The following is a 21119-nucleotide window of genomic DNA, read 5'->3' on the forward strand; positions in this document are numbered from 1 at the left end:
CCGCTCGCCCATCATCGCCTCGTCCCTCCATCCGCAAGGACAACTGAATCAGGACTTCGGCCCAACAGCAACGCCGACTTTTTCAACGGAATCGACCCAAAGCGGATGTTGCAAGGCTGAGTTGGATTCGTCTGACATGGGGTGGGAAGCGGACTGGCGGCTCCAGGCCAATAAGTTGCGAGGTCAGCCATGGCGTGACGTCGCAGTCAGTGACGACCGCCAGCGAAGCTCAGAGGCCACTACGGCAACATCGGCTGGGGGGATTTTCGCTAGTCCCATAAGGTTGAAAATGAATGCCCCAAGACCTTGGATCCGCATAACGGATGGTTTGATGTCGGTTGGCCCAAATGCAACTTCACCGCCAACGTTTACCAGGCCTCGGTTGTATAGGTCATAACACTCATAAAGAACCTGCATAAGGTTCAGCGGGAATTCTCCCACATCTCGGTAGGCGCTGCTCCTAAGATTGTGCTGCGCAAGGCCAGAAAACAATGAGAGTAGACAGAGCTGCCTGTAGGTGAGAGCCTCCGCTGCTTTGACTATCTGATGAGCAAGTTGACCGTTTACCGAATTATCGAACGCCACATTCGTCAGCAGGTTCGCCATGTAAGGCAATTTTTTTTCTTCGGCTTCTCTCTGCGCCTTCAGGAGAATGCTTTCCGCCACCTCTTCTGCATCTGGCCTACCATCTGGCTTTGCGTCAAAAAAACCGTCGTCTCGAATTTGCTCCCCAGCCTGAACGCGTTCTTTGATTTTGGATGCCGACAAGGCAAGAACTCCGCCTACACGCACCTTCTCGCGCGGTCCCAAAAAACGACCAGCGATTTCCTCGCCGATGTGGCTAAGGGCCATCGCAGCCAATGCACCGCCTGCTCCCAGGGCGGCGGCACCCACTGGGCCCGCAGCCAGGAAGCCTAATGCTCCCCCGACAGCGCCACCAGCAATTTCGGCGCCACCCGAAATCAGCGAACGTAGGGGATGCCGATCTCTGGTCGCTTCATCACGCGTGTGCCCATCATCCATTCGAATCCCCATCCCATACAGCATTATTGCACGGAAGCTTTTGGGCTTCCGCAACACATCTTCTAACGCCCGAAATGGGGTCGGATGCAGAACGGCGGTTATCTGCAATGCGGCAGCCAAAACCGGCCAGTCCGCTCCCGGCCCCAAACCGGCCATTCGTCGTCGTCGCAGCTAACTTCTGCTTTTGGCGCGAACCAGCCCGATCGCCACCGCGCGCGACCGGCGGACCGCACGTCGCCCATAAGCCAGGCGCCGGCCAGGTGTCCGGAGAGACGACCGTCTCGATCCCCACCGTGAGCGCGGGCCGCGCCGCGGCCGAGATCGGCGAGCGCGGGCGCCCGGCGGTTCCGGGCTGAAGCCGGCTGGCGGCGACCGCGTCTTCGCCAGCGGGAAAACAGCGCCTCGCGCGCACTGGTCGTCGGCCGGGAGCCCGGCGCCCCTCCCGCAGCCCTCCCAACCACGACCTCCCCCCCTCACCGCGCGGACACGAAGCGCTCCAGTTTGCCGAGGGTTTGCTGGCCGAGTTCGACGGCGCCGAAGCCCTTGGCCTGCTGGAATTCGGCCTCGGTGCTGAACACCATGCCCAAAGTCACCTTGGTCGCGCCGTCCTGGTCCTCCAGCGCGGCCCAGGCGTCGGCGTGTTTCGGGCCGTTCTCGCCCCAGAGCAGCGCGTAGCGGATACGCTCCTCGGGGCGGACCTCGATATAGCGATGGTGGTTCGGGTAGATTGTGCCGTCCGGCCCGATCATGTCGAACAGCCATTCGCCGCCGGTCCGCAGGTCGATCCGCGCGGTGCGGCAGGAAAACCCCTCCGGCCCCCACCATTGCGGCAGCGTCTCGGCGTTCATCCAGGTGTTCCAGACGATGGTGCGCGGCGCGCGGATCACGCGCTCGAGCAGCATCGTCCGCCGCGCCACGCCGGCGAGAGTGTCCAGGCCGGCGCCGAAGCCCTGCCGGTAGCCGGCCGCGCTGTCCGCCGTCAGCGAAGAGAGCTGCACCGTCACGACCAGCCGGCTGCGATCCTGCGTGCCGGAGAAGGCGGCCGTCACCAGCGCCGCCGCTTGCGTGACGCCCTCGGACGAGATCACCTCGTAATTCACGCTGCGCAGCCCCGGCTGCAAATCGAGCCAGCCGCAATCGCAGCGGACATCGGGCCGACCCTCGACCTTGCAGAGCGAGACTTCTCGCCCGCCGACTCTGGTGTCGGCCTCCAGGAACTCCACGGTGACGGACGGCGTCGGCGCCGCCCAGACCGCGCGCGCGGCGGGGGCGGTCCAGGCCGACCACAGGACGGAGACGGGCACGGCCACGTCGCGCGCGAAGGTCAGCGTCGCAAAGCGGCCCTGCGCAGGATCGGGCGCCGCATGACTCTCATCCGGATTGAAGTTCGACGTCATCGCGGACCCTCCTTCATTGCCTTCATCGCCATGGCCTCCAACCGGTCGAGGCGGGAGTCCCAGAGCGCGCGCTGGTCATCGAGCCAGGTCCGGACCGGCCGCAGCGCCTCGGGCACGATCGCGCAGGTGCGCACCCGGCCATCCTTGGAACTGGCGATCAGGCCCGCTTCCTCCAGCACCGCCAGATGCCGCATCACCGTGGGCAAGCGTAGGCCGGTGGGTTCCGACAGGTCCGTCACCCGCGCCGCGCCTTCCGCCAGCCGGGTCAGGATCGACCGGCGGGTCGGATCGGCCAGCGCGTGGAAGAGCCGCGAGAGTTGGGGATCATGCTTAGCCATATTGCTAACTATCACCCGGCGCCCCGGCGGCGCAAGCAACACTTCGTCAATCTGCTAAGTGTTCGCGCACCGGCCGGCGGGCACGGTCCGCATGCGCAAACTCCGCCAGATCCCGCCGCCGCCCCCCGCTGCGCGCCTCAGGATCCGCCTGCTATGCTGGCGCGGCTCAGGGGCCGGCGATTCGCGGCGGGGCGAGGTGGAGCGGGTGAGGCCGGGGGAGCCCGGCGGCAAGGGCGTCGGCGGCGCGGCGCAGGGTGGTGACAGTGGTCCGATTCGAGAATGTCGGCTTGCGCTACGGCATGGGGCCGGAGGTGCTGAAGGACGTCACCTTCGGCATCGAGCCGAACTCGTTCCAGTTCCTCACCGGCCCGTCCGGCGCCGGCAAGACCACCTTGATGCGCCTGCTCTTCCTCTCGCTGCGGCCGACGCGCGGGCTGATCACTTTGTTCGGGCGCGACGTCTCCTCGCTCGATCCCGACGAGGTGGCGGTGATCCGCCGGCGGATCGGCATCGTGTTCCAGGATTTCCGCCTCCTCGACCATCTCACCACTTATGAGAATGTCTCGCTGCCGCTGCGCATTCTCGGCAAGGAGGAGCCGAGCTATCGCGGCGAGGTCTCCGAAATCCTGCACTGGGTCGGCCTCGGCGACCGCATGCACGTTCTGCCGCCGGTGCTGTCGGGCGGCGAGAAGCAGCGCGCCGCGATCGCCCGGGCGCTGATCGGCCGGCCGGAATTCCTGCTCGCCGACGAACCCACCGGCAATGTCGACCCGACCTTGGCGCGCCGCCTGCTGCGCCTGTTCGTCGAATTGAACAAATCCGGCACTTCGGTTCTGCTCGCCACCCACGATATCGCGCTGATGGACCAGTTCGACGCCCGCCGCCTCGTGATCGCCGACGGACGCCTCTATGTCTATGATTGACCCTGCCCGCCTCGATGCCGATCCGCCCGCCCGGCCGCGCCGCGCCGGGCCGCGCGGCCTGACGCCGATCGTGCCCCGCGCCACCGTGGCGGGGCGCGCTTTGGTGGCGGTGGTGGCGATCATGACCTTCCTCGCCGGCCTCACCATCGGCTCGGTGATGGCGGTGCGCGCCACCGCCCAGGCCTGGCGCAGCGACGTCGCCCGCGAGGTGACGATCCAGATCCGCGCCGGCGACCCGGCGGCGGTGGCGGCCCAGGTCAAGCTCGCGAGCGAGCTCGCGGCGCAGACGCCGGGGATCTCGGCCGCCAATGTCCTGACCGAAGACGAGACCGCCCGGCTGCTGGAGCCCTGGCTCGGCACCGGGCTCGATCTGTCGAGCCTGCCGGTGCCGCGCATCATCGTACTGCGGCTCGATCCCGCCGCCGCGCCCGACCTCACGCGGCTGCGCCGCACTTTGACCGACCGGATCCCCACCGCCACGCTCGACGACCATCGCGGCTGGTCGCGCCGGCTCGGCGCGGTGGCGGAAGGCGTGGTCGTGACCGGGCTCGGCCTGCTCCTCCTGGTCGCGACGGCGACCATTCTCTCGGTGGTGTTCGCCACCCGCGCGGCGGTCGCCACCAACCGCACCGTGGTCGAGGTGCTGCATTTCGTCGGCGCCCGCGACGGCTTCATCGCGGCGCAGTTCCAGCGCCACTTCCTGCGCGTCGGGGCCGAAGGCGGGGCGATCGGCGGGGCGGCGGCCGCCGCTCTGTTCCTGGCGGTGGCGCTGCTGCCGCGGTTCGGCGTCGGCGGCGATCCCGAGGCGCCCTCGGTCTTCACCTGGCTGCATCCCGGCCCCTGGGGCTTTGCCGGGATCGCGGCGGCGGTGGTGCTGATGGCCTGCGTCACCGCTTTGACCTCGCGCCTCACCGTCTACCGCACCCTGCGCGCGATCACATGAGCCCGGCCGGCCCGGCCGGCGGCAGGGATTTGGTCACCAAACCCCGCTGCGGCCGTGAAAAAATGGATTTTCCTCGCCACCGCCGCAATCCGCCTGCATGGTGAAGCGATGACGTCGCCGAGCGGAGCGTACGGACGAAGCGAAAAGCAAGGCGGGCCGAAGCGGCGGCGCCGCCCCTTGCTGCGTGCCGCGGCCTGGACCTTCGGCGGGCTGTTCGTCCTCGCCGGGGCGCTCTTCGTCGGCGGCTTCGTCGCCTTCACGTTCACCATCGCCAGCCGCGAGCCGGTCGCGCCGAAGCGCGCCGACGCCATCGTGGTGCTCACCGGGGGCGCCTCGCGCGTCGCCGACGGGGTGCAGCTCCTGGCCGAGGGACGGGGCCAGCGGCTGCTGATTTCCGGCGTCAACCGCGCCACCTCGGCCGACGAGCTGCGCCGCACGCTGCCCGCGGGCGAGGCGTTTCTCGATTGCTGCGTCGATCTCGGCAAGAAGGCGCTCAACACCTGGGGCAATGCGATCGAGGCGGCGGAATGGGTGCGCAGCCGGCGCTTCCGCTCGCTGGTGGTCGTCACCTCGGCCTATCACATGCCGCGCGCGCTGTTCGAACTCGGGCGGGCGCTGCCGGACGTCGAGCTGATCGCCTATCCCGTCGTCACCGACCGCATGCAGGATTCCGACTGGTGGACCGAGCCGCAGACCGCCAAGCTGCTGCTGAAGGAATATGTAAAATACATGATGGCGCAGGCGAAGATCCGCCCGCTCCAGGCGGTCGCCCCGGTGGCGCCGGCGGAGGACCCCGCGCGCGGTGCCGGGCCCAAGCCGTCGCCGGGGCCGCAGGCCGCAGCGCACTGAGATAGTGCCCGAGCCGGAAACGCGCTATCCAGACGCGCCTTTCACCGGCGCCGCCCGACGGGGACCGCTCTTGATCCTGCTGCGATCCATCCTGTTCCAGATCCTGTTCTACGCCGTGACGGTGGTCTACGGCATCGTGCTGCTGCCGCTTCTGGTCGCGCCGCGGCGCTGGCTGTGGCGCGGCGTGCTGCTCTGGATCCGCTCCACCCTCCTCGTTCTGCGCGTGACGACCGGCATCCGCACCGAGATCACCGGGCGCGCGCACATTCCCCGCGGCCCGCTTTTGGTCGCCGCCAAGCACCAATCGGCCTGGGAGACCCTGGCGCTCCTGCTGCTGTTCGACGACCCGACCTTCATCCTCAAGCGCGAGCTGACCTGGATCCCGATCTTCGGCTGGTATCTCGCCCGCGCCGGCATGATTCCGGTGGACCGCGGGGCGCGCGCGCAGGCCTTGAAGACGATGGGCGAGCGCGCCGCCGCCGAACTCGCCAAAGGCCGCCAGATCCTGATCTTTCCCGAGGGCACGCGGCGCCCGCCGGGCGCCCCGCCGCAATACAAGTTCGGCGTCGCCCATCTCTATGCCAGCCTCGGCGTGCCCTGCCTGCCGATCGCCCACAATGCCGGCCTGTTCTGGCCGCGGCGGCGGGCGCTTCGGCCCGGCACGATCCGCGCCGAGATCCTGCCGGCGATCCCGCCCGGCCTGCCCAAGGGCGTGTTCGCGGCCCGGCTGGAGCGCGAAATCGAGGCCGCCAGCACCCGGCTTCTGGCCGAGGGGCGGGCCGAGCTCGGAGAGACCGGCGGGCCGGCGGATTTATCCCCGTTTTCCAGCCCTGTGGAAAAGTCTTGATCGACTTCGGACCCTGTTCTAGTTTCGTTCTCATGAACGCGACTGATTCGTTTCTCGTCCCCTTGTCCGATGCGGGTCGGCTGTCCGGCCTGAAGGGCGGACCGCTCGGCCCCCGCTTCCGATTCTGGCGCGACCAGGACGGACGGCGCCACGTGTTTTCCGTCTACGATCCCGCCGAGGCGCCGGACTATTCCGACGCCCTGGCCGTGGTGGCGCGGCGTACCCCCGCCGGTCCGATCGCCCTCTGGGCGGGACCGACCGGCGCGCCCGCGCGGCGCGCCGCGGCACGTTTCCTGGCGGAGGAAATCCACGTCCATGTGTTCGGCGACGACCCGCCGGAGACGCTGCGCGCGCTGCTCGACCCGACGCTGCGCGGCGCCGGACGGCCCGACGCGCCGCGGCACGATGCAGTGTCCGGCGATGCCGCCTCGGCCGATCCGTCCCGCCGCCGCCCGGCGTGCGATCCGGCATCGCCCGCCTTCCACCGCTTCATCCCGCCGAGCCGCCGCCACGCGGCGTGAGCCGCGTCCCGCCGCGACTTATCCACATTTCGGCAGGTTCGGGCCTCACTCGTGCCCGGCCCGGAGCCGGTGGGCGATCCAGCCGAGGCCGGGATCGGCGAGGCCCATGGCGGAGAGCGTCCCGACGGTCTCCAGCACGTAATCGCGGTTCGGCCCCGATTTGCCGTGGGCCCGCCGGACCAGAGCGAACTGCGCCTCGAGATCGAGGCCCCGGGCATATTGCGGATGCGCGCGGTCGACCAGATAGACCACCGCCGGTGCCGCGCGCCGGGTGCCGTCGAGCAAATGGATGCGCCGGACCGCTTCGCGATAGACGCCGGAGATCTGTTCCCGCGCGGTGAGATAAGCATGGGTCTGCGGCCAGTCGGCGGCATCGACCCGATAGGCGATGCCGCGGCACGATCCCCCGAGGTCGAGCCCGAGCACCAGGCCCGGCTGCTCGGCGGTGCCACGGTGGTGGAAGGAATAGACGCACAGCGCCCGGTGACCACCGATCAGCCGCGCCTCCACACGCTCCGCATAGGCGAAGCCGGGATTCCACATCAGGGATCCATAGCCGAATACCCAGGTATCGGGGGCGGCATGCGGGGCGGGGTCGGAGGTCACGCTGCCATGCATTGACAAGAAGGCCGATCCCGTCGCCTAACAGGGCCGAACCCCCTTCGCAAGCCGTCCGGACACGCGCATGATTGAGACCAAGGCCCCGGCACGCCGCAGTGCGCCCTGGGTGATCGCCGTTCCCCTCCTTCTGGTGCTGATGCTCGCGGTGTGCTGGTGCGGCCTGTGGTTCTACGCCGCCGCCCACGCCGAACGCGAGATCGAGGCCTGGATGGCGCGCGAGAAGCTGGTGGGCCGGGAATGGGGCTGCGGCGAGCGGCGGCTCACCGGCTTCCCCTTCCGCTTCGAGCTGATCTGCACCGCGCCGACGCTGCTCACCCGCGGCGGCGATCCGCTGCGGATCACGGCGGCCTCGGCGCATCTCGTCGCGCAGGTCTGGTCGCCCAATCACATCATCGCCGAATTCGCCGCCCCGATGCAGATCGAGGACACCGCCACCGGCAAGCTCTATCGCGCCAGCTGGTCGCTCCTGCAGATGAGCGCGATCGGCGATATGAGCGGCAACCCCCATCGCATCTCGCTGTCCGCCGACCAGATTTCCGCGGACCTGCTGCCGGGGGCCGGCGCGGCGCCGGTTCCGGCCTTCACCGCCAAGCATTTCGAGGCCCACGCCCGGCGTGCCCCGGCTGCCGGCGGCCCCGAGGGGATCGACTATGCCGTCGGCCTGGTGGACGGCGACACGCCGGCCCTCGCCCAAGCCGGCGGCAGCGGGCCGATCAATCTCACCGTGCAGGGCACCGTCACGGCACTGACCGATCTGCGGCCGATGCCGGTCGCCGAGCGAATCCGCGCCTGGGCGCAGGAGGGCGGCAAATTCCGGCTCGACCGGTTCCAGCTCACGACGCCGAAGGCGGCCCTGTCCGCCTCCGGCGCGGTCTCGGTCGATCCGCAGGGCCGGCTGAACGGCACCGTCAATCTCGGCTTTTCCGGGGTCGACGAGCTGTTGAAGAATCTCGCCCGCAGCGGCGTGATCGCCCCCGAACTCGCGCCGGTGATCGGCGCGCTGGCGCTCGCCGGGAAGTCCGGCGACGTCGCCGGGCGGCAGGGCACCACCTTCGCATTGACCTTGAAGGACGGCACGCTCCAGCTCGGCAAGTTTCCGGTCGGCATCATCCCGCCGCTGTTCTAGCCCGGTCCGATCAGGCCCCGAGGCGGCGGGGTTATTCCGCCGCGCCGGGGGCGGGGCGGCGTCCGAAGTCCGGCGCCGCGGTCTCCTGACCCATCTCGATGATCGACCGGCGGATCGCCCGGGTCCGGGTGAAATGCGCGAACAGCGCTTCGCCGTCGCCATAGCGGATCGCCCGCTGGAGCGCCGAGAGGTCCTCGGTGAAGCGGCCGAGCATTTCCAGCACCGCCTCCCGATTGGTGAGGAACACGTCCCGCCACATGGTCGGGTCCGAGGCCGCGATGCGGGTGAAGTCGCGGAAGCCGCCGGCGGAGAATTTGATCACCTCGGAGGTCAGCGTCTCCTCGAGATGGGCGGCGGTGCCGACGATGTTGTAGGCGATGAGATGCGGCACATGGCTGGTGATGGCGAGCACGAGATCGTGGTGCCGCGCGGTCATCGCCTCGACATTCGCGCCCATGCCGCGCCACAAAGCGGCGAGGCGTTCGACCGCCTCCGGGTCCGCCCCCTCGGGCGGAGTGAGGATGCACCAGCGATTCTCGAACAAAGCGGCAAAGCCGGCCTCCGGTCCGGAAAATTCGGTGCCCGCCACCGGATGGGCGGGAATAAGATGCGCGTGCGGCGGCACGAAGGGGGCCATCGCCTCCAGCACCGCACCCTTCACCGAGCCCACGTCCGAGAGGATGGCGCCGGGCTTCAGCTCCGGCCCGACCTCGGCCGCGACCGCGCCGGACGCGCAGACCGGGACGCAGGCGATCACCAGATCGGCGTCCCGCGCCGCTTCGGCGGCGGTCTCGGCAACCACGTCGGCAAAGCCGAGCAGGCGCACGCGGGCGCGCACGCCGGGATCGGCGTCGCTGACCACGACCGTGTCGGCCAGCCCCTTCTCGCGCGCCGCGCGGGCGATCGAGGAGCCGATCAGGCCGGCACCGATGACGGCGAGGCGGGAGATCCGCGCCGCGCTCACGTCGCGCCCCCCACAAGCAGATCCGCGAACGCCCGGACGACGAGATTGTTCGCCTCCTCCGAGCCGACCGTGATGCGCAGCGCCGCCGGCAGGCCATAGGCGCCGACCGGGCGGGCGATCAGGCCGCGTGCCGTCAGGAAGCGGTCGGCGGCGGCACGGGCCTCCGGATCGGGGAAGTGGACCAGCACGAAATTGGTCACCGACGGCGTCACCGGCAGGCCGAGCGCGCGCAGCCCCGCGCTCAGCTTGGGCAGCCAATGGGCGTTGTGGGCCACCGCCCGCGCGACATGGTCGTGATCGGCGATCGCCGCGGCGCCGGCGGCGATCGCCGGGCCGGTCACGTTGAACGGCCCGCGCACCCGGTTGAGGGCATCGATCACCGGCGCCGGCCCGACCGCCCAGCCGAGGCGCAGCGCGGCGAGGCCATGGATCTTGGAGAAGGTGCGGGTCATCAGCACGTTCGGCGCCGCGAGTGCGAGCGCGAGGCCGGGATCGTAATCGGCCCGCGTGAGATATTCGCAATAGGCCGCGTCGAGCACGAGCAGCACGCGCGCCGGCAAAGCGGCGTGCAGCCGCAGCACCTCGGCATAAGGCAGATAGGTGCCGGTCGGATTGTTGGGATTGGCGAGGAAGACGACGCGGGTGCGCGGCGTGACGCAGGCGAGGATCGCATCGACCTCGGCGGTGTGGTCGCGCTCCGCCGCCACCACCGGCGTCGCGCCGGCGGCGAGCGTCGCGATCCGGTAGACCAGAAACCCGAACTGGGTGAAGACGCATTCGTCGCCCGGCCCGAGATAGGCCCGCGCGGCGAGCGCCAGCAATTCGTCCGAGCCGGCGCCGCAGACGATGCGGTCGGGATCGATGCCGTGGACGGCGCCGATCGCCGCGCGCAGCACCGCCGCGCTGCCATCCGGATAGTCCTGAAGGAACGGGGCGCAGGCGAGATAGGCATCCCGCGCGCGCGGGCTCGGCCCCAGCGGCGTCTCGTTCGAGGACAGCTTGAACACCTTGGCGACGCCCGGCGCCTGGCTGCGGCCCGGCACATAGGCATCGATGGCCAGCACGCCCGGCCGCGGCACGGGCGCGGCGGGGCGGGGATGATCGCGCAGCAATGCGGACATTCGGAAACTCCACCAATTCCACGGCCGGTCCGCGCCGGAAGGGGCGGCGCCCACGCGCGAACCGTCGCTCGTCATAAGTCCAGAACCGGACCCGAACCGCGTCAGGCGGCGTCGGCACCGAAGCGATAGGGCTCGGCATGGCTGCCGACCCGGACCGCGCCTTCGATCTGCGCCCCCGCTTCAGCCAAAGCGGCGAGCGCGGCGTCGCACGCGCCGGCCTGGACCGAGAGGAGCAGCGACGGGGCGAGGCCGCGCGCGGCGGCAATCAGGGTGCCGCGTCCGCCGAGCACGGCGGCGGCGCGCGCGCTCCAGCCGCTGGCGCGCACGCTCCACACCTCGATCTCGGTGACGGCGGCGTCGGCGATCGGGTGGCTCACCACGAACACGGGCAGGCCGGCGGGATGGTCGGCGCGCTCGACGAAGGGCAGCCGGGCGATGATCTTGGGCGCGTCCGCGCCTTCGAGGGCATGCCACCAGGCCGCGCCAGCAGGGAGCTGGGCGGCCGGCAGGAGGCCGAGATCGCCGCGCGAGGCGGCGACCGCCTCGATCACGCCGCGCGGTCCCATATGCGGGACGAAGGGGGTGGTGAAGCCGAAATGGAACCGCGCGCTGTCGCGCATGGTCGGCTCTCCGGCGGAGAGGTCGGCATGCACGGCGTAGGGCGCCTGGACGTAAGTGAAGGTCGAGATGATGACGCGCCAGATGCTCTCGACGGTGTCGAGCGGCAGCAAGCCGCCATGGCGATCGACCAGACGCCGCATCATGGCCGCCTCGCGCGCCGGGCGGAAGGCCGAACCGCCTTCGCCGCCCTGGCTGCGCTTCACCGCCACCAGCCGATCGATGATCTCGCCGCGCTCCATCAGGAGGCGGTGCATATGTTCGTCGATGCGGTCGATTTCGGCGCGCAGGGCGGCGAGATCGGGAGGGGAGGGGGGCGCGTTCATGGGATCAATCAGCCGGGCCGTTCCTGTAGCCTCCAAACGCGCCGGAACCAAGGTTTTTGTGCGTAAAGGCCGGGATCGGGCGCGCGCCGCGCCGTTGACACGGCCTTTGCGGGCTTCCCAATATCCCGCCGGCAGCGGCGGGAGGCGGCGAGATGGGGCAGGACGAAGCGGAGACCGAGGCGCGCTGGACGCCGGTCGTGGCGAGCCGCGCGGACCTGCCCGCCATCCATGCGCTCTACGAGACCATCTGGGGACCCGGCCGAAGCCGCGCCTATCTCGACTGGAAGCTGTTCGGCGCGCCCTTCGACCCGCTGCCGCCGGTGATCGCGCTGGACGGGACGCGCTGCGTCGGGGTCTATGCCGCCCTCGCCACGCCGCTGGTGCTGGACGGCGCGAAGGTGATGGGCTGCCAGTCGGTCGACACCATGACCCATCCCGACTTCCGGCGGCAGAACATGTCGGTGACGCTCGCCAAGGTCTGCTACGCGGCGGCGGAGGCGCGCGGCTTCAAGCTGGTCTACGGCATGCCGAACGAGAATTCCTACCCGATGTTCACCAAGAAGCTGGGCTGGACCCATGCCGACGAGGTGCAGCGCTGGGTCCGCCCTTTGGCCGCGCCGGCCCGCCTGCCCGGGCTTCTCGCCCGGCCGGTGTCCGCGCTGATGACCGGCTATGCCCGCGCCGGGCGGGATCCGCAGGCGCAGGTGCGGCGGGTCGAGGCGTCGACGCGCTTCGTCGTCCCGGCCGGCCCGCCGCCCGCCGCGCGCTGCCATGTCGACAAGTCGCCCGCCTGGTTCGCCTGGCGCTATGCCGCCGAACCGGACGGCGCCTATGAACAAATGATTTTCGGCGATCCCGACGCGCCCGATGCGCTGATCGTGTTCGAGGAGATCCGCGAGGCCGGCGCGGCCCCGGTCCTGCTGGTCCAGGAATGGCTGGCGGTCACCGCCAAGCACCGACTGCGGGCGATCAAGGCGCTGGCGGCACTCGCGGCCGCGCGTGGCTGCGCCTCCGTGGTGGTCTATACCAATGACCCACAGGCCGGCGTCCTGCTGCGCGGCGCGCTGTTCTTTCCCCGCGGCGGCATGCCGCTCGGGGTCGCGGGCTTCGGCCCGCGCGCCGACGCCGCGCCGCTCGGCAAGGGCGAATTGGTGGTGCTCGGCGGCGACAAGGACTAAACCGCCCTCGCACCCCCGGACCCGACCATGCCCGCCCCCCGCCTCTCGCCGCGCACCGCGACCCGGATCGGCCTTTCCGCCATCCTGCTCTGGTCGACCCTCGCGCTCGCCACCGCCGCGAGCGGGCGCGTGCCGCCCTTCCTCCTCACCGCACTGACCTTCGGCATTGCCGGCCTCGCGGGGTTGGCGATCGCGCTGCCGCGCGACGGTCTCGCGATCCTGCGCCAGTCGCCCGCCGCGTGGCTGCATGGGGTCGGCGGCCTGTTCGGCTTTCACTTCCTCTATTTCACCGCGCTCAAGCTGGCGCCGCCCGCCGAAGCGGGGCTGATCTGCTATCTCTGGCCGCTGCTGATCGTGCTGTTCTCCGCCGCGCTGCCGGGCGGCGGCCTGAGGCCGGCGCACGTTTTCGGCGCCCTTGCCGGCCTCGCGGGGGTGGCGACGTTGCTCGCCGGCAAAGGGGGGCTTTCGGGCTTCAGCCTCGCTTTCGTGCCGGGCTATCTCGCGGCATTGGGGGCGGCCTTGGTGTGGGCGGTCTATTCGGTCGCCTCGCGCTGGTTCCAGGCGGTGCCGACCGGCGCCGTCGCGGGCTTCTGCCTCGGCACCGCGGCGCTGGCGGTGCCGTGCCATCTCGCGCTGGAGCCGACGCTCTGGCCCGCCGGACCGGCGGAATGGGGCGCGGTCGCGGCGCTCGGGCTCGGCCCGGTCGGGCTCGCTTTCTATGTCTGGGACGTCGGCATGAAGCAGGGCGACGTCCGCTTTCTCGGCGTCGCCGCTTATGCCGCGCCGGTCCTCTCGACCCTGCTTTTGGTCGCGTTCGGCTATGCGCAGGCGCATTGGACGCTCGCCGCCGCCTGCCTGCTGATCGTCGGCGGGGCCGGGCTCGCGACCCGCGCGGCACCGCGCGACTTGTCAGAGCCAGGCTGAGGCTTTAGCACTCCGCGCCAAACACGATGCCGGCAGGGGCCGGCGCACGAGGAAAGTCCGATGGCGACTCACAAGCTCCTCCTTCTCCCCGGCGACGGCATCGGTCCGGAGGTCATGGCGCAGGTCAAACGCGTGGTGGCCTGGCTCGACCAGGAAGGCCTCGCATCCTTCGCGGTGGAAGAGGATCTGGTGGGCGGCTGCGCTTACGACGCGCACGGCGCGGCGATCTCGGAAGCGGCGATGGCGAAGGCGAAGGCCGCCGACGCCATCCTGCTCGGCGCCGTGGGCGGCCCGAAATGGGCGAACGTGCCCTATGAGGCGCGCCCCGAAGCGGGCCTGCTCCGCCTGCGCAAGGATCTCGCTCTGTTCGCCAATCTGCGCCCGGCTCTGTGCTATCCGGCGCTCGCCGACGCCTCGTCGCTGAAGCGCGAAATGGTCGAGGGGCTGGACATCCTGATCGTCCGCGAACTCACGGGCGGGGTCTATTTCGGCGAACCGAAGACGATCCTCGACCTCGGCAACGGCCAGAAGCGGGCGATCGACACCCAGGTCTACGACACCTACGAGATCGACCGCATCGCCCGCGTCGCCTTCGATCTGGCGCGCACCCGGCGCAACAAGGTGACCTCGTCCGAGAAGCACAATGTGATGCGCTCGGGCGTGCTCTGGAAGGAGGTCGTCACCGCGGTCCACGCCCAGGACTATGGCGACGTCGAACTCGAGCACCAGCTCGCCGATTCGCTGGCGATGCAGCTCGTCCGCTGGCCCAAGCAGTTCGACGTGATCGTGACCGACAATCTGTTCGGCGACATCCTCTCCGACATCGCGGCGATGCTGACCGGCTCGCTCGGCATGCTGCCCTCGGCCTCGCTCGGCGCGGTCGACGCCCAGACCGGCCGCCGCGCCGCGCTCTACGAGCCGGTGCACGGCTCGGCCCCCGACATTGCCGGACGCGGCATCGCCAATCCGATCGCCATGATCGGCTCGCTCGCCATGGCGCTGCGCTATTCCTTCGGCATGGGCGCGGTGGCGGACCGCATCGAGGCGGCGATCGCCGGGGTTCTGGCCGCGGGCAAGCGCACCAGCGACATCCGCACCGCGGGCGCGTCCGTGATCGGAACCGAGGAGATGGGCTCGGCGATCCTGTCCGAACTCGGCAAGGTCGACGCCTGACGGCGAAGGTCCTGCCCGACCGCGCGAGGGCACGATGAGCGACACGCCGCGGACGGCGCCGGCCCCGGAAGGTCCGGCCAGCCGCCTCGAGGTCGAACGGGTTCTCGGCGGGGGCGAGGGCCCGGTGCGCTTCGTCGGCTGGATGCTGGCGGGGGCGGATCTCAGCCGGCTCGATCTCGACGGCAGCGTGTTCGAGCGCTGCCGCGCGGCGCAGGTCGATTTTTCGCAGGCGCGGCTGACCGAGGCGCGCTTCCTGTCCTGCGATCTCAACAATAGCCGCTGGACCGGCGCGCGCCTGTCTTCGGCGGACTTCGCGGACTGCAAGCTCACCGGCGCGGTGATGGGCGACATCCAGGCGCTCGACCTGAAAATAGCGCGCTGCCTCCTGGTCAGCGCGCAGATGCCGGGCATGTCCTTCTATCGCTGCGCGCTGGACGGCGTCGATTTCGAGGATGCCGACCTGCGCAAGGCGGATTTTCGCGAGGCGGTGCTCACCGGATGCAGCCTGCGGGGCGCGAACATCGTCGATGCGCGCTTCGAGCGCACCGATCTGCGGGGTGCCGATCTCGGCGAATTGCGGCTCGCCGACGCCTCGAAATTCAAGGGCGCCATCATTTCCAAACACCAGGCCGCCCAGCTGCTCGCCGGGCTCGGCCTCAAGGTGGTGTGACCCCGGACGGGCCGAGCCCGTCCGGCGCCGCGCGGCTCAGCGGCCGACGAACACCTGGTCGAGGATTCCCCCCGAAGCGAACTGCTCGGCCTGGACCTTCGGCCAGCCGCCGAACACGTCCTCCACCGTCACCAGCCGGACCTCGGGAAACTGGCCGGGAAACTGGTCCATCACCTGCTTGTTGGTGACGCGGTGGAAGGCCTTCACCGCGACGGTCTGGCCGGCCGGGGTGTAGAGGAAGTCGAGATAGGCGGTGGCGAGCGGCCGCGAGCCGCGCTTGTCGACCACCTTGTCGACCACGGCGACGGGGAATTCCGCGAGCAGGCTCATCGACGGCACGACGGTCTTCACGCCGCGGTCCTTATAGACCAGCTCGATGGCGCGGGTCTCGGCCTCGAAGGTCACCAGCACGTCGCCGGTCTCGCGCTCGACGAACGTCGTGGTGGAGCCGCGTCCGCCGGTGTCGAACACCGGGACATTGGCGAGCAGCTTCTTCACGAAGGCCTGGGCCTTCGCCTGATCGCCTTTGTTCTGCTCCAGCGCATAGGCATAGGCGGCGAGATAGGTGTAGCGGGCATTGCCGGAGGTCTTGGGATTGGGGAAGACCACCTTCACGTCGTCGCGGACGAGGTCGCTCCAATCCTTGATGTTCTTGGGGTTTCCGGCGCGCACCAGGAAAGCGGGGAAGGAATAATAAGGCGAAGCGTTGTTGGGGAATTTTTTCTGCCAGTCCTTGGCGACGTAACCGGCCTTGGCGAGCACGTCGACGTCCAGCACCTGATTGAAGGTGACGACGTCGGCTTCCAGCCCCTCGATGATGGCGCGGGCCTGGCGCGAGGTGCCGGCATGGCTCTGATTGATCGTCACCTCCTGACCGGTCTTCTGCTTCCAGGCCGGGATGAATTCGGCATTTTCCGCGGCGAACAATTCCCGCGCGATGTCGTAGGACACGTTCAGCAGGGAATTCGGGCCCTTATAGTCGGACTGGGCGAAGGCGAAGCCCGGCGCCATCAAGGCGGCGAGGCCGAGGGTTGAAAAGGCGCGGCGGGTCAGCATCGGGCTCTCCTAATTACGTCATAATTACGTAATTTATATTATTCTACGAGCCACTGTTATCATGCGCGCCGGCGCGTTTCAAATCGGGATGCCGGGCGAGAGGGGGAACCTCACCGGCGCACGGGCGCCCGCGCGCGGGCGGTGCCGCGCGTGGGCGCATTCCCTGTCGGTGCGAAAGAGCGGCCGGGGCGCATCCCGGCCGGGCGGCCGTCAGGCGGCGGTCTTCTTGTTCTGGCGGTTGGTCACCAGATCGTCGACCACGCCCGGATCGGCGAGGGTGGAGGTGTCGCCGAGATTTTCGAACTGGTCCTCGGCGATTTTGCGCAGAATGCGGCGCATAATCTTGCCCGAGCGGGTCTTGGGCAGGCCGGGGGCGAACTGGATCAGATCGGGCGAGGCGATCGGGCCGATCTCCTTGCGCACCCAGGCGACCAGCTCCTTGCGCAGCTCCTCGCTGGGTTGGACGTCCGCCATCAGCGTGACATAGGCATAGATGCCTTGACCCTTGATGTCGTGGGGGAAGCCGACCACGGCGGCTTCGGACACGTTCGGGTGGGCGACCAGCGCACTCTCCACCTCGGCGGTCCCCATGCGGTGGCCAGACACGTTGATGACGTCGTCGACGCGCCCAGTGATCCAGTAATAGCCGTCGGCATCGCGGCGGCAGCCGTCGCCGGTGAAATATTTCCCCGGATAGGTCGCGAAATAGGTCTGCTCGAAGCGCTCATGGTCGCCATAGACCGTGCGCATCTGGCCCGGCCAGCTGTCGGCGATCACGAGATTGCCCTCGGTCGCGCCGTCGAGCACCTTGCCTTCGGCATCCACCACCTCCGGCTTCACGCCGAAGAAGGGATGGGTCGCCGAACCGGGCTTGAGCGCCGTGGCACCGGGAAGCGGCGTGATCAGGATGCCGCCGGTCTCGGTCTGCCACCAGGTGTCGACGATCGGGCAGCGGCCCTCGCCGACCACGCGGTGATACCATTCCCACGCCTCGGGATTGATCGGCTCGCCGACCGAGCCCAGCAGGCGGAGCGAGGCGCGCGAGGTCTTGCGCACCGGCTCCTCCCCGCTCTGCATCAGCGCGCGGATCGCGGTCGGGGCGGTGTAGAAGATGTTGACCTGGTGCTTGTCGATCACCTCCCAGAAGCGGGAGACGCTGGGATAATTCGGGACGCCCTCGAACATCAGCGTGGTCGCGCCGTTCGCGAGCGGGCCATAGACGATGTAGGAATGCCCCGTCACCCAGCCGACATCGGCGGTGCACCAATAGACGTCGCCTTCGTGATAATCGAAGACATATTGGTGCGTCATCGAGGCATAGACCAGATAGCCGCCGGTCGTGTGCAGCACGCCCTTCGGCTTTCCGGTCGAGCCCGACGTGTAGAGGATGAACAGCGGATCCTCCGCATTCATGTGCTCTGCCGGGCATTCGTCGCTCACGAGGTCGGCCGCCTCATGGTACCAGACGTCGCGGATCGGCTCCATATTCACCGCCCCGCCGGTCCGGCGCACGACGATGACATGGTCGACGCCGCCGCCGAGCCGCTCGATCGCGGCATCGACGTTCGCCTTCAAAGGCACCTTTCGGCCGCCGCGCAGGCCTTCGTCGGCGGTGATGATGCAACGGCTCTCGCAATCCGAGATGCGCCCGGCGAGGCTGTCGGGCGAGAAGCCGCCGAACACCACCGAATGGATCGCCCCGAGCCGCGCGCAGGCGAGCATGGCATAGGCCGCCTCGGGGATCATCGGCATGTAGATGGTGACGCGGTCGCCCTTCTGCACGTCGCGGTTGCGCAGGACATTGGCGAATTTGTTCACCTCGGCAGCAAGTTCGCCATAGGTGATCGTCTTCGATTCGGAGGGATTGTCGCCTTCCCAGATGATCGCCACCTGATCGGCGCGTTCGGCGAGATGACGATCGATGCAATTATAAGCGACGTTGGTGATGCCGTCCTCGAACCATTTGATCGAGACCTGGCCCGGGATGAAGGAGGTGTTCTTCACCGTGGTGAAGGGGGAGAACCAATGGATCCTTTTGCCGTGCTCGGCCCAGAAGCCGTCGGGATCGGCGACCGAGGCCTGATACATCGCGGCATATTCGTCGGCATCGAGGAAAGCGCGGGCTGCCCACTCGGCCGGAACGGGATAGGTCTTGTCGGACATGGGTCGTCTCCCCTCTTTGCATAGACGGGCCGCGCGCCGGCCACCGCCCCTTGGTTGCCGAGATTATGGTCAGCGGCCCGAGGCTCCACAAGGCGCCGCGAGCCAGACTTTGGGCGAAGGCGGGGCCGTTCCGGCGCGGTCCTCTTGCCGCACCCGGCGCGATGTCCGGCGCCCATCGCACCTTTTATAAAGGGACCGGTCCGCACGACGGGAACGCCGCATGATCCTCTGGCTCCGCATTCTGATGGTCGCCGCCGGCCTGTTCGGCGCCAGCGGCGTCGCCGCCGCGGCCGTCTCGGCCCACCTTGTGGGCGGCGCCTCGCTCGCGACCGCCGCGACCTTTCTCATGATCCACGCCGCAGCGCTCGCCGGCCTCTGCGCGCTCGCGCTGCATATCGGGCGCGGCCGCACCGCCCTCCTCGTCGGGGCGAGCGCCATCGCCGTCGGCACCATCCTGTTCTCGGGGGATCTCGCGCTGCGCGCCTTGATGGAAATCAAGCTGCTGTGGGGTACCGCCCCGACCGGTGGCAGCCTGATGATCGCCGGCTGGCTGGTGGCCGCGTTTGGCGGCGCGCGCCTCGCCCGGCGCTGACGCGGCGGGCCTTATTTTCCTGCGGAAACGATCGAGTTTCCGCAGGAAACGATCGGTGCGCCGGGACTGAGTCTACATGCGGAGCTTGGCATTCTCGCCGAGGTCGGCGCGCTTTTCCTGCAGGATCGCGGTCGCCATCTTGACCCCGGTCACCAGGCTGTTGTCGCCCTTCCAGATCTCGGCCTGATCCGGCGTCACCTTGATCAGGCGTGCATTGGGGTCCTCCGGGCCGCCCGGGAAGAAGGCTTCCATCGCCGAGGACCAGATCTCCTTCAGCTTCGCCACGTCGCGGACCACCTCGGCGGTGCCGGACACCGACAGATAGAAGCGGTCGTTCGGCTCGGCATAGGCGATGCAGACCTGCGGATCGCGTTCGATCTCGTCATCCTTGGCGGAGCGGACATCGGTGACGAACCAGACGACGCCGTCCGCCGGCTTCGCGACCGGCGCCATCGGGCGCGCGCGCAGCCGGCCGCCATCGCGGTCGATGAGCATGCAGGCGTGGCGCGCCGCCATTTCGTGCCAAATGTCCTGAACGTCCATGAAAGCACCTCTCCGCTTCGCCCCGCCCCGTCAGGCAACGGTACAGGCGCGGTGCGGTTCCCTTACAGGCCGCGCGGGCGCCAGACGCAGGTGTGCTTGATCTCCATGTCCTCGAGGTCGCGCGTCACCGGGACCCGGTATTCGGCGAGCATTTCCAGCCGGTCCTTGGGCAGATAGGTGCGGCCGGGATCACCGATCAGCACCGTCGCGCCGCGCCGCGCGAGCGCGCCGAGCCAGGCCGCGACGCGGCCCGCAAGGTCGCGCTCATAGCAGATATCGGCGGCGAGGATGACGTCCCAGCCGGCATCGCTGCCGACCAGGTCCCGCGTCTCGGTCTCCAGCGCCACCGCGTTCGCCGCCGCATTGAGTGCGATCGCGCCGTGCGCGAACCGGTCGATGTCGGCGCAGACCACCCGCGCCGCGCCGGCTTTGGCGGCGGCGATGCCGACCAGCCCCGAGCCGGATGCAAAATCCAGCACCACCCGCCCGGCCACCAGATCCGGCCGGTCCAGCACATAGCGCGCCAGCGCCTGCCCGCCGGCCCAGGCGAAGGCCCAGAAGGGCGGCGGCAGGCCCAGCTCTCCCAATTCCTCCTCGGTGCGGTGCCACAGGGGAACCGCCTCGTCGGCGACGTGGAGGCGGATCTCCGGCACCAGCGGCACGGGCCGCAGCCGCGTTTCGGCTTGGATGAAAGTGCGCGGATCAGGCCCCACTACATCGCGCCATAGGCGAGGATCATCTCCCATTCGGCGTCCGTGACCGGCTGGACCGAAAGGCGGGAGAATTTGACCAGCGCCATCTCTGACAGCCGCGGATCGCCCTTGATCGTCTCGAGCGTGACGGGGGTCTTCAGCGGCCGCACCGCCTTCAGGTCGACCATGACGAACTTGCCGCTCGGGTCGGAGGGGTCGGGATAGGCCGTGCGGATCACCTCGACGAGGCCGACGATCTCCTTGCCCTCGTTGGAATGATAGAAGAAGCCCTGCTCGCCGACCTTCATCGCCATGAGATTGAGCTTGGCGGAATGGTTGCGCACCCCGTCCCAATGGGTACCGCCGGCCCCGGCGGCGACCTGCTGGTCCCAGGACCATTTTTCCGGCTCGGACTTGTAAAGCCAATGGGCCATCCCGGCCTCCTCCCCTGCGGCGACCCCCGCCTTTAGCGAGGCCATGGCGGTCTTGGCAAGGGACCGTCTTCGAAACC

At 69.2% G+C, this 21119-nt stretch carries 23 protein-coding genes; 11 read left to right on the forward strand and 12 right to left on the reverse strand.

Features of this window, described 5'->3' with window-relative positions; all coding sequences use genetic code 11:
• Positions 1-183: 183 nt before the first annotated feature.
• The 3 genes from EDC64_RS06360 to EDC64_RS06370 form a co-directional block, all read right to left on the reverse strand.
• The gene (locus EDC64_RS06360) at positions 184-1179 is read right to left on the reverse strand and encodes a hypothetical protein (protein ID WP_132030440.1); all 996 of its coding nucleotides are present in this window, start codon (positions 1177-1179) and stop codon (positions 184-186) included.
• A 317-nt stretch (positions 1180-1496) separates the two neighbouring features.
• Positions 1497-2420, reverse strand: a complete 924-nt coding sequence (locus EDC64_RS06365; RefSeq protein WP_132030441.1) for an SRPBCC family protein — start codon at positions 2418-2420, stop codon at positions 1497-1499.
• Positions 2417-2758, reverse strand: coding sequence for an ArsR/SmtB family transcription factor (locus EDC64_RS06370; protein WP_207915931.1), 342 nt, complete (start codon positions 2756-2758; stop codon positions 2417-2419). The genes EDC64_RS06365 and EDC64_RS06370 overlap by 4 nt, the downstream gene beginning before the upstream one ends.
• A gap of 263 nt (positions 2759-3021) precedes the next feature.
• Between EDC64_RS06370 and ftsE the strand changes: the two genes are divergently transcribed.
• From ftsE to EDC64_RS06395, 5 genes are all read left to right on the forward strand, one after another.
• Positions 3022-3681, forward strand: a complete 660-nt coding sequence (ftsE, locus tag EDC64_RS06375; RefSeq protein WP_132030770.1) for a cell division ATP-binding protein FtsE — start codon at positions 3022-3024, stop codon at positions 3679-3681.
• The gene (locus EDC64_RS06380) at positions 3668-4624 is read left to right on the forward strand and encodes a cell division protein FtsX (protein WP_132030442.1); all 957 of its coding nucleotides are present in this window, start codon (positions 3668-3670) and stop codon (positions 4622-4624) included. Before ftsE ends, EDC64_RS06380 begins: the two co-directional genes overlap by 14 nt.
• Before the next feature lie 177 nt (positions 4625-4801).
• A complete protein-coding gene (locus tag EDC64_RS06385; RefSeq protein WP_165933661.1) occupies positions 4802-5473 on the forward strand; it encodes a YdcF family protein in 672 nt (223 codons plus the stop codon).
• Between the two features lie 70 nt (positions 5474-5543).
• The gene (locus tag EDC64_RS06390) at positions 5544-6320 is read left to right on the forward strand and encodes a lysophospholipid acyltransferase family protein (protein WP_132030444.1); all 777 of its coding nucleotides are present in this window, start codon (positions 5544-5546) and stop codon (positions 6318-6320) included.
• Positions 6321-6352: 32 nt separating this feature from the next.
• The gene (locus EDC64_RS06395; RefSeq protein ID WP_132030445.1) at positions 6353-6841 is read left to right on the forward strand and encodes a hypothetical protein; all 489 of its coding nucleotides are present in this window, start codon (positions 6353-6355) and stop codon (positions 6839-6841) included.
• A gap of 45 nt (positions 6842-6886) precedes the next feature.
• Here EDC64_RS06395 and EDC64_RS06400 read toward each other — a convergent pair whose 3' ends face one another.
• Entirely contained in the window at positions 6887-7459 is a 573-nt protein-coding gene (locus EDC64_RS06400) for a gamma-glutamylcyclotransferase (protein WP_132030771.1), read from the reverse strand.
• Positions 7460-7526: 67 nt separating this feature from the next.
• Here EDC64_RS06400 and EDC64_RS06405 point away from each other — a divergent pair, with 67 nt between their 5' ends.
• Positions 7527-8588 carry a DUF2125 domain-containing protein gene (locus tag EDC64_RS06405; RefSeq protein ID WP_132030446.1) on the forward strand — a complete coding sequence of 354 codons (1062 nt, stop codon included), beginning with the start codon at positions 7527-7529 and terminating at the stop codon, positions 8586-8588.
• A gap of 31 nt (positions 8589-8619) precedes the next feature.
• Here the strand turns inward: EDC64_RS06405 and EDC64_RS06410 are convergent, their stop codons facing one another.
• The 3 genes from EDC64_RS06410 to EDC64_RS06420 form a co-directional block, all read right to left on the reverse strand.
• Positions 8620-9552, reverse strand: coding sequence for a prephenate/arogenate dehydrogenase family protein (locus EDC64_RS06410; protein ID WP_132030447.1), 933 nt, complete (start codon positions 9550-9552; stop codon positions 8620-8622).
• Positions 9549-10673: a pyridoxal phosphate-dependent aminotransferase gene (locus EDC64_RS06415; protein ID WP_132030448.1), complete on the reverse strand. Its 1125-nt coding sequence runs from the start codon at positions 10671-10673 to the stop codon at positions 9549-9551. The genes EDC64_RS06410 and EDC64_RS06415 overlap by 4 nt, the downstream gene beginning before the upstream one ends.
• 101 nt (positions 10674-10774) lie before the next feature.
• Positions 10775-11617 carry a chorismate mutase gene (locus EDC64_RS06420; RefSeq protein WP_132030449.1) on the reverse strand — a complete coding sequence of 281 codons (843 nt, stop codon included), beginning with the start codon at positions 11615-11617 and terminating at the stop codon, positions 10775-10777.
• Positions 11618-11769: 152 nt separating this feature from the next.
• Between EDC64_RS06420 and EDC64_RS06425 the strand changes: the two genes are divergently transcribed.
• From EDC64_RS06425 to EDC64_RS06440, 4 genes are read left to right on the forward strand one after another with little or no spacing between them, the layout of a single operon-like run.
• Positions 11770-12795: a GNAT family N-acetyltransferase gene (locus EDC64_RS06425; RefSeq protein ID WP_132030450.1), complete on the forward strand. Its 1026-nt coding sequence runs from the start codon at positions 11770-11772 to the stop codon at positions 12793-12795.
• A gap of 27 nt (positions 12796-12822) precedes the next feature.
• Entirely contained in the window at positions 12823-13719 is an 897-nt protein-coding gene (gene yddG, locus EDC64_RS06430; RefSeq protein WP_132030451.1) for an aromatic amino acid exporter YddG, read from the forward strand.
• Positions 13720-13779: 60 nt separating this feature from the next.
• Entirely contained in the window at positions 13780-14892 is a 1113-nt protein-coding gene (leuB, locus tag EDC64_RS06435) for a 3-isopropylmalate dehydrogenase (RefSeq protein ID WP_132030452.1), read from the forward strand.
• A 34-nt stretch (positions 14893-14926) separates the two neighbouring features.
• The gene (locus tag EDC64_RS06440) at positions 14927-15562 is read left to right on the forward strand and encodes a pentapeptide repeat-containing protein (protein ID WP_132030453.1); all 636 of its coding nucleotides are present in this window, start codon (positions 14927-14929) and stop codon (positions 15560-15562) included.
• Between the two features lie 36 nt (positions 15563-15598).
• Here the strand turns inward: EDC64_RS06440 and EDC64_RS06445 are convergent, their stop codons facing one another.
• Positions 15599-16618, reverse strand: a complete 1020-nt coding sequence (locus tag EDC64_RS06445; RefSeq protein WP_132030454.1) for a sulfate ABC transporter substrate-binding protein — start codon at positions 16616-16618, stop codon at positions 15599-15601.
• Between the two features lie 210 nt (positions 16619-16828).
• On the reverse strand, positions 16829-18781 hold the full coding sequence (gene acs, locus EDC64_RS06450) for an acetate--CoA ligase (protein WP_132030455.1): 1953 nt from the start codon (positions 18779-18781) through the stop codon (positions 16829-16831).
• Between the two features lie 220 nt (positions 18782-19001).
• Here acs and EDC64_RS06455 point away from each other — a divergent pair, with 220 nt between their 5' ends.
• Entirely contained in the window at positions 19002-19373 is a 372-nt protein-coding gene (locus EDC64_RS06455) for a DUF423 domain-containing protein (protein WP_132030456.1), read from the forward strand.
• A 72-nt stretch (positions 19374-19445) separates the two neighbouring features.
• On the opposite strand, the gene EDC64_RS06460 is transcribed toward EDC64_RS06455, so the two are convergent.
• The 3 genes from EDC64_RS06460 to EDC64_RS06470 all read right to left on the reverse strand — a co-directional run bounded on the left by EDC64_RS06460 (position 19446) and on the right by EDC64_RS06470 (position 21042).
• Positions 19446-19916, reverse strand: coding sequence for a pyridoxamine 5'-phosphate oxidase family protein (locus tag EDC64_RS06460; RefSeq protein ID WP_132030457.1), 471 nt, complete (start codon positions 19914-19916; stop codon positions 19446-19448).
• 62 nt (positions 19917-19978) lie between these two features.
• A complete protein-coding gene (locus EDC64_RS06465) occupies positions 19979-20662 on the reverse strand; it encodes a class I SAM-dependent methyltransferase (RefSeq protein ID WP_132030458.1) in 684 nt (227 codons plus the stop codon).
• A complete protein-coding gene (locus tag EDC64_RS06470; RefSeq protein WP_132030459.1) occupies positions 20629-21042 on the reverse strand; it encodes an EVE domain-containing protein in 414 nt (137 codons plus the stop codon). The genes EDC64_RS06465 and EDC64_RS06470 overlap by 34 nt, the downstream gene beginning before the upstream one ends.
• Positions 21043-21119 lie beyond the last annotated feature (77 nt).

Source organism: Aquabacter spiritensis, from assembly GCF_004346185.1.
Classification (GTDB): Bacteria; Pseudomonadota; Alphaproteobacteria; order Rhizobiales; family Xanthobacteraceae; genus Aquabacter; species Aquabacter spiritensis.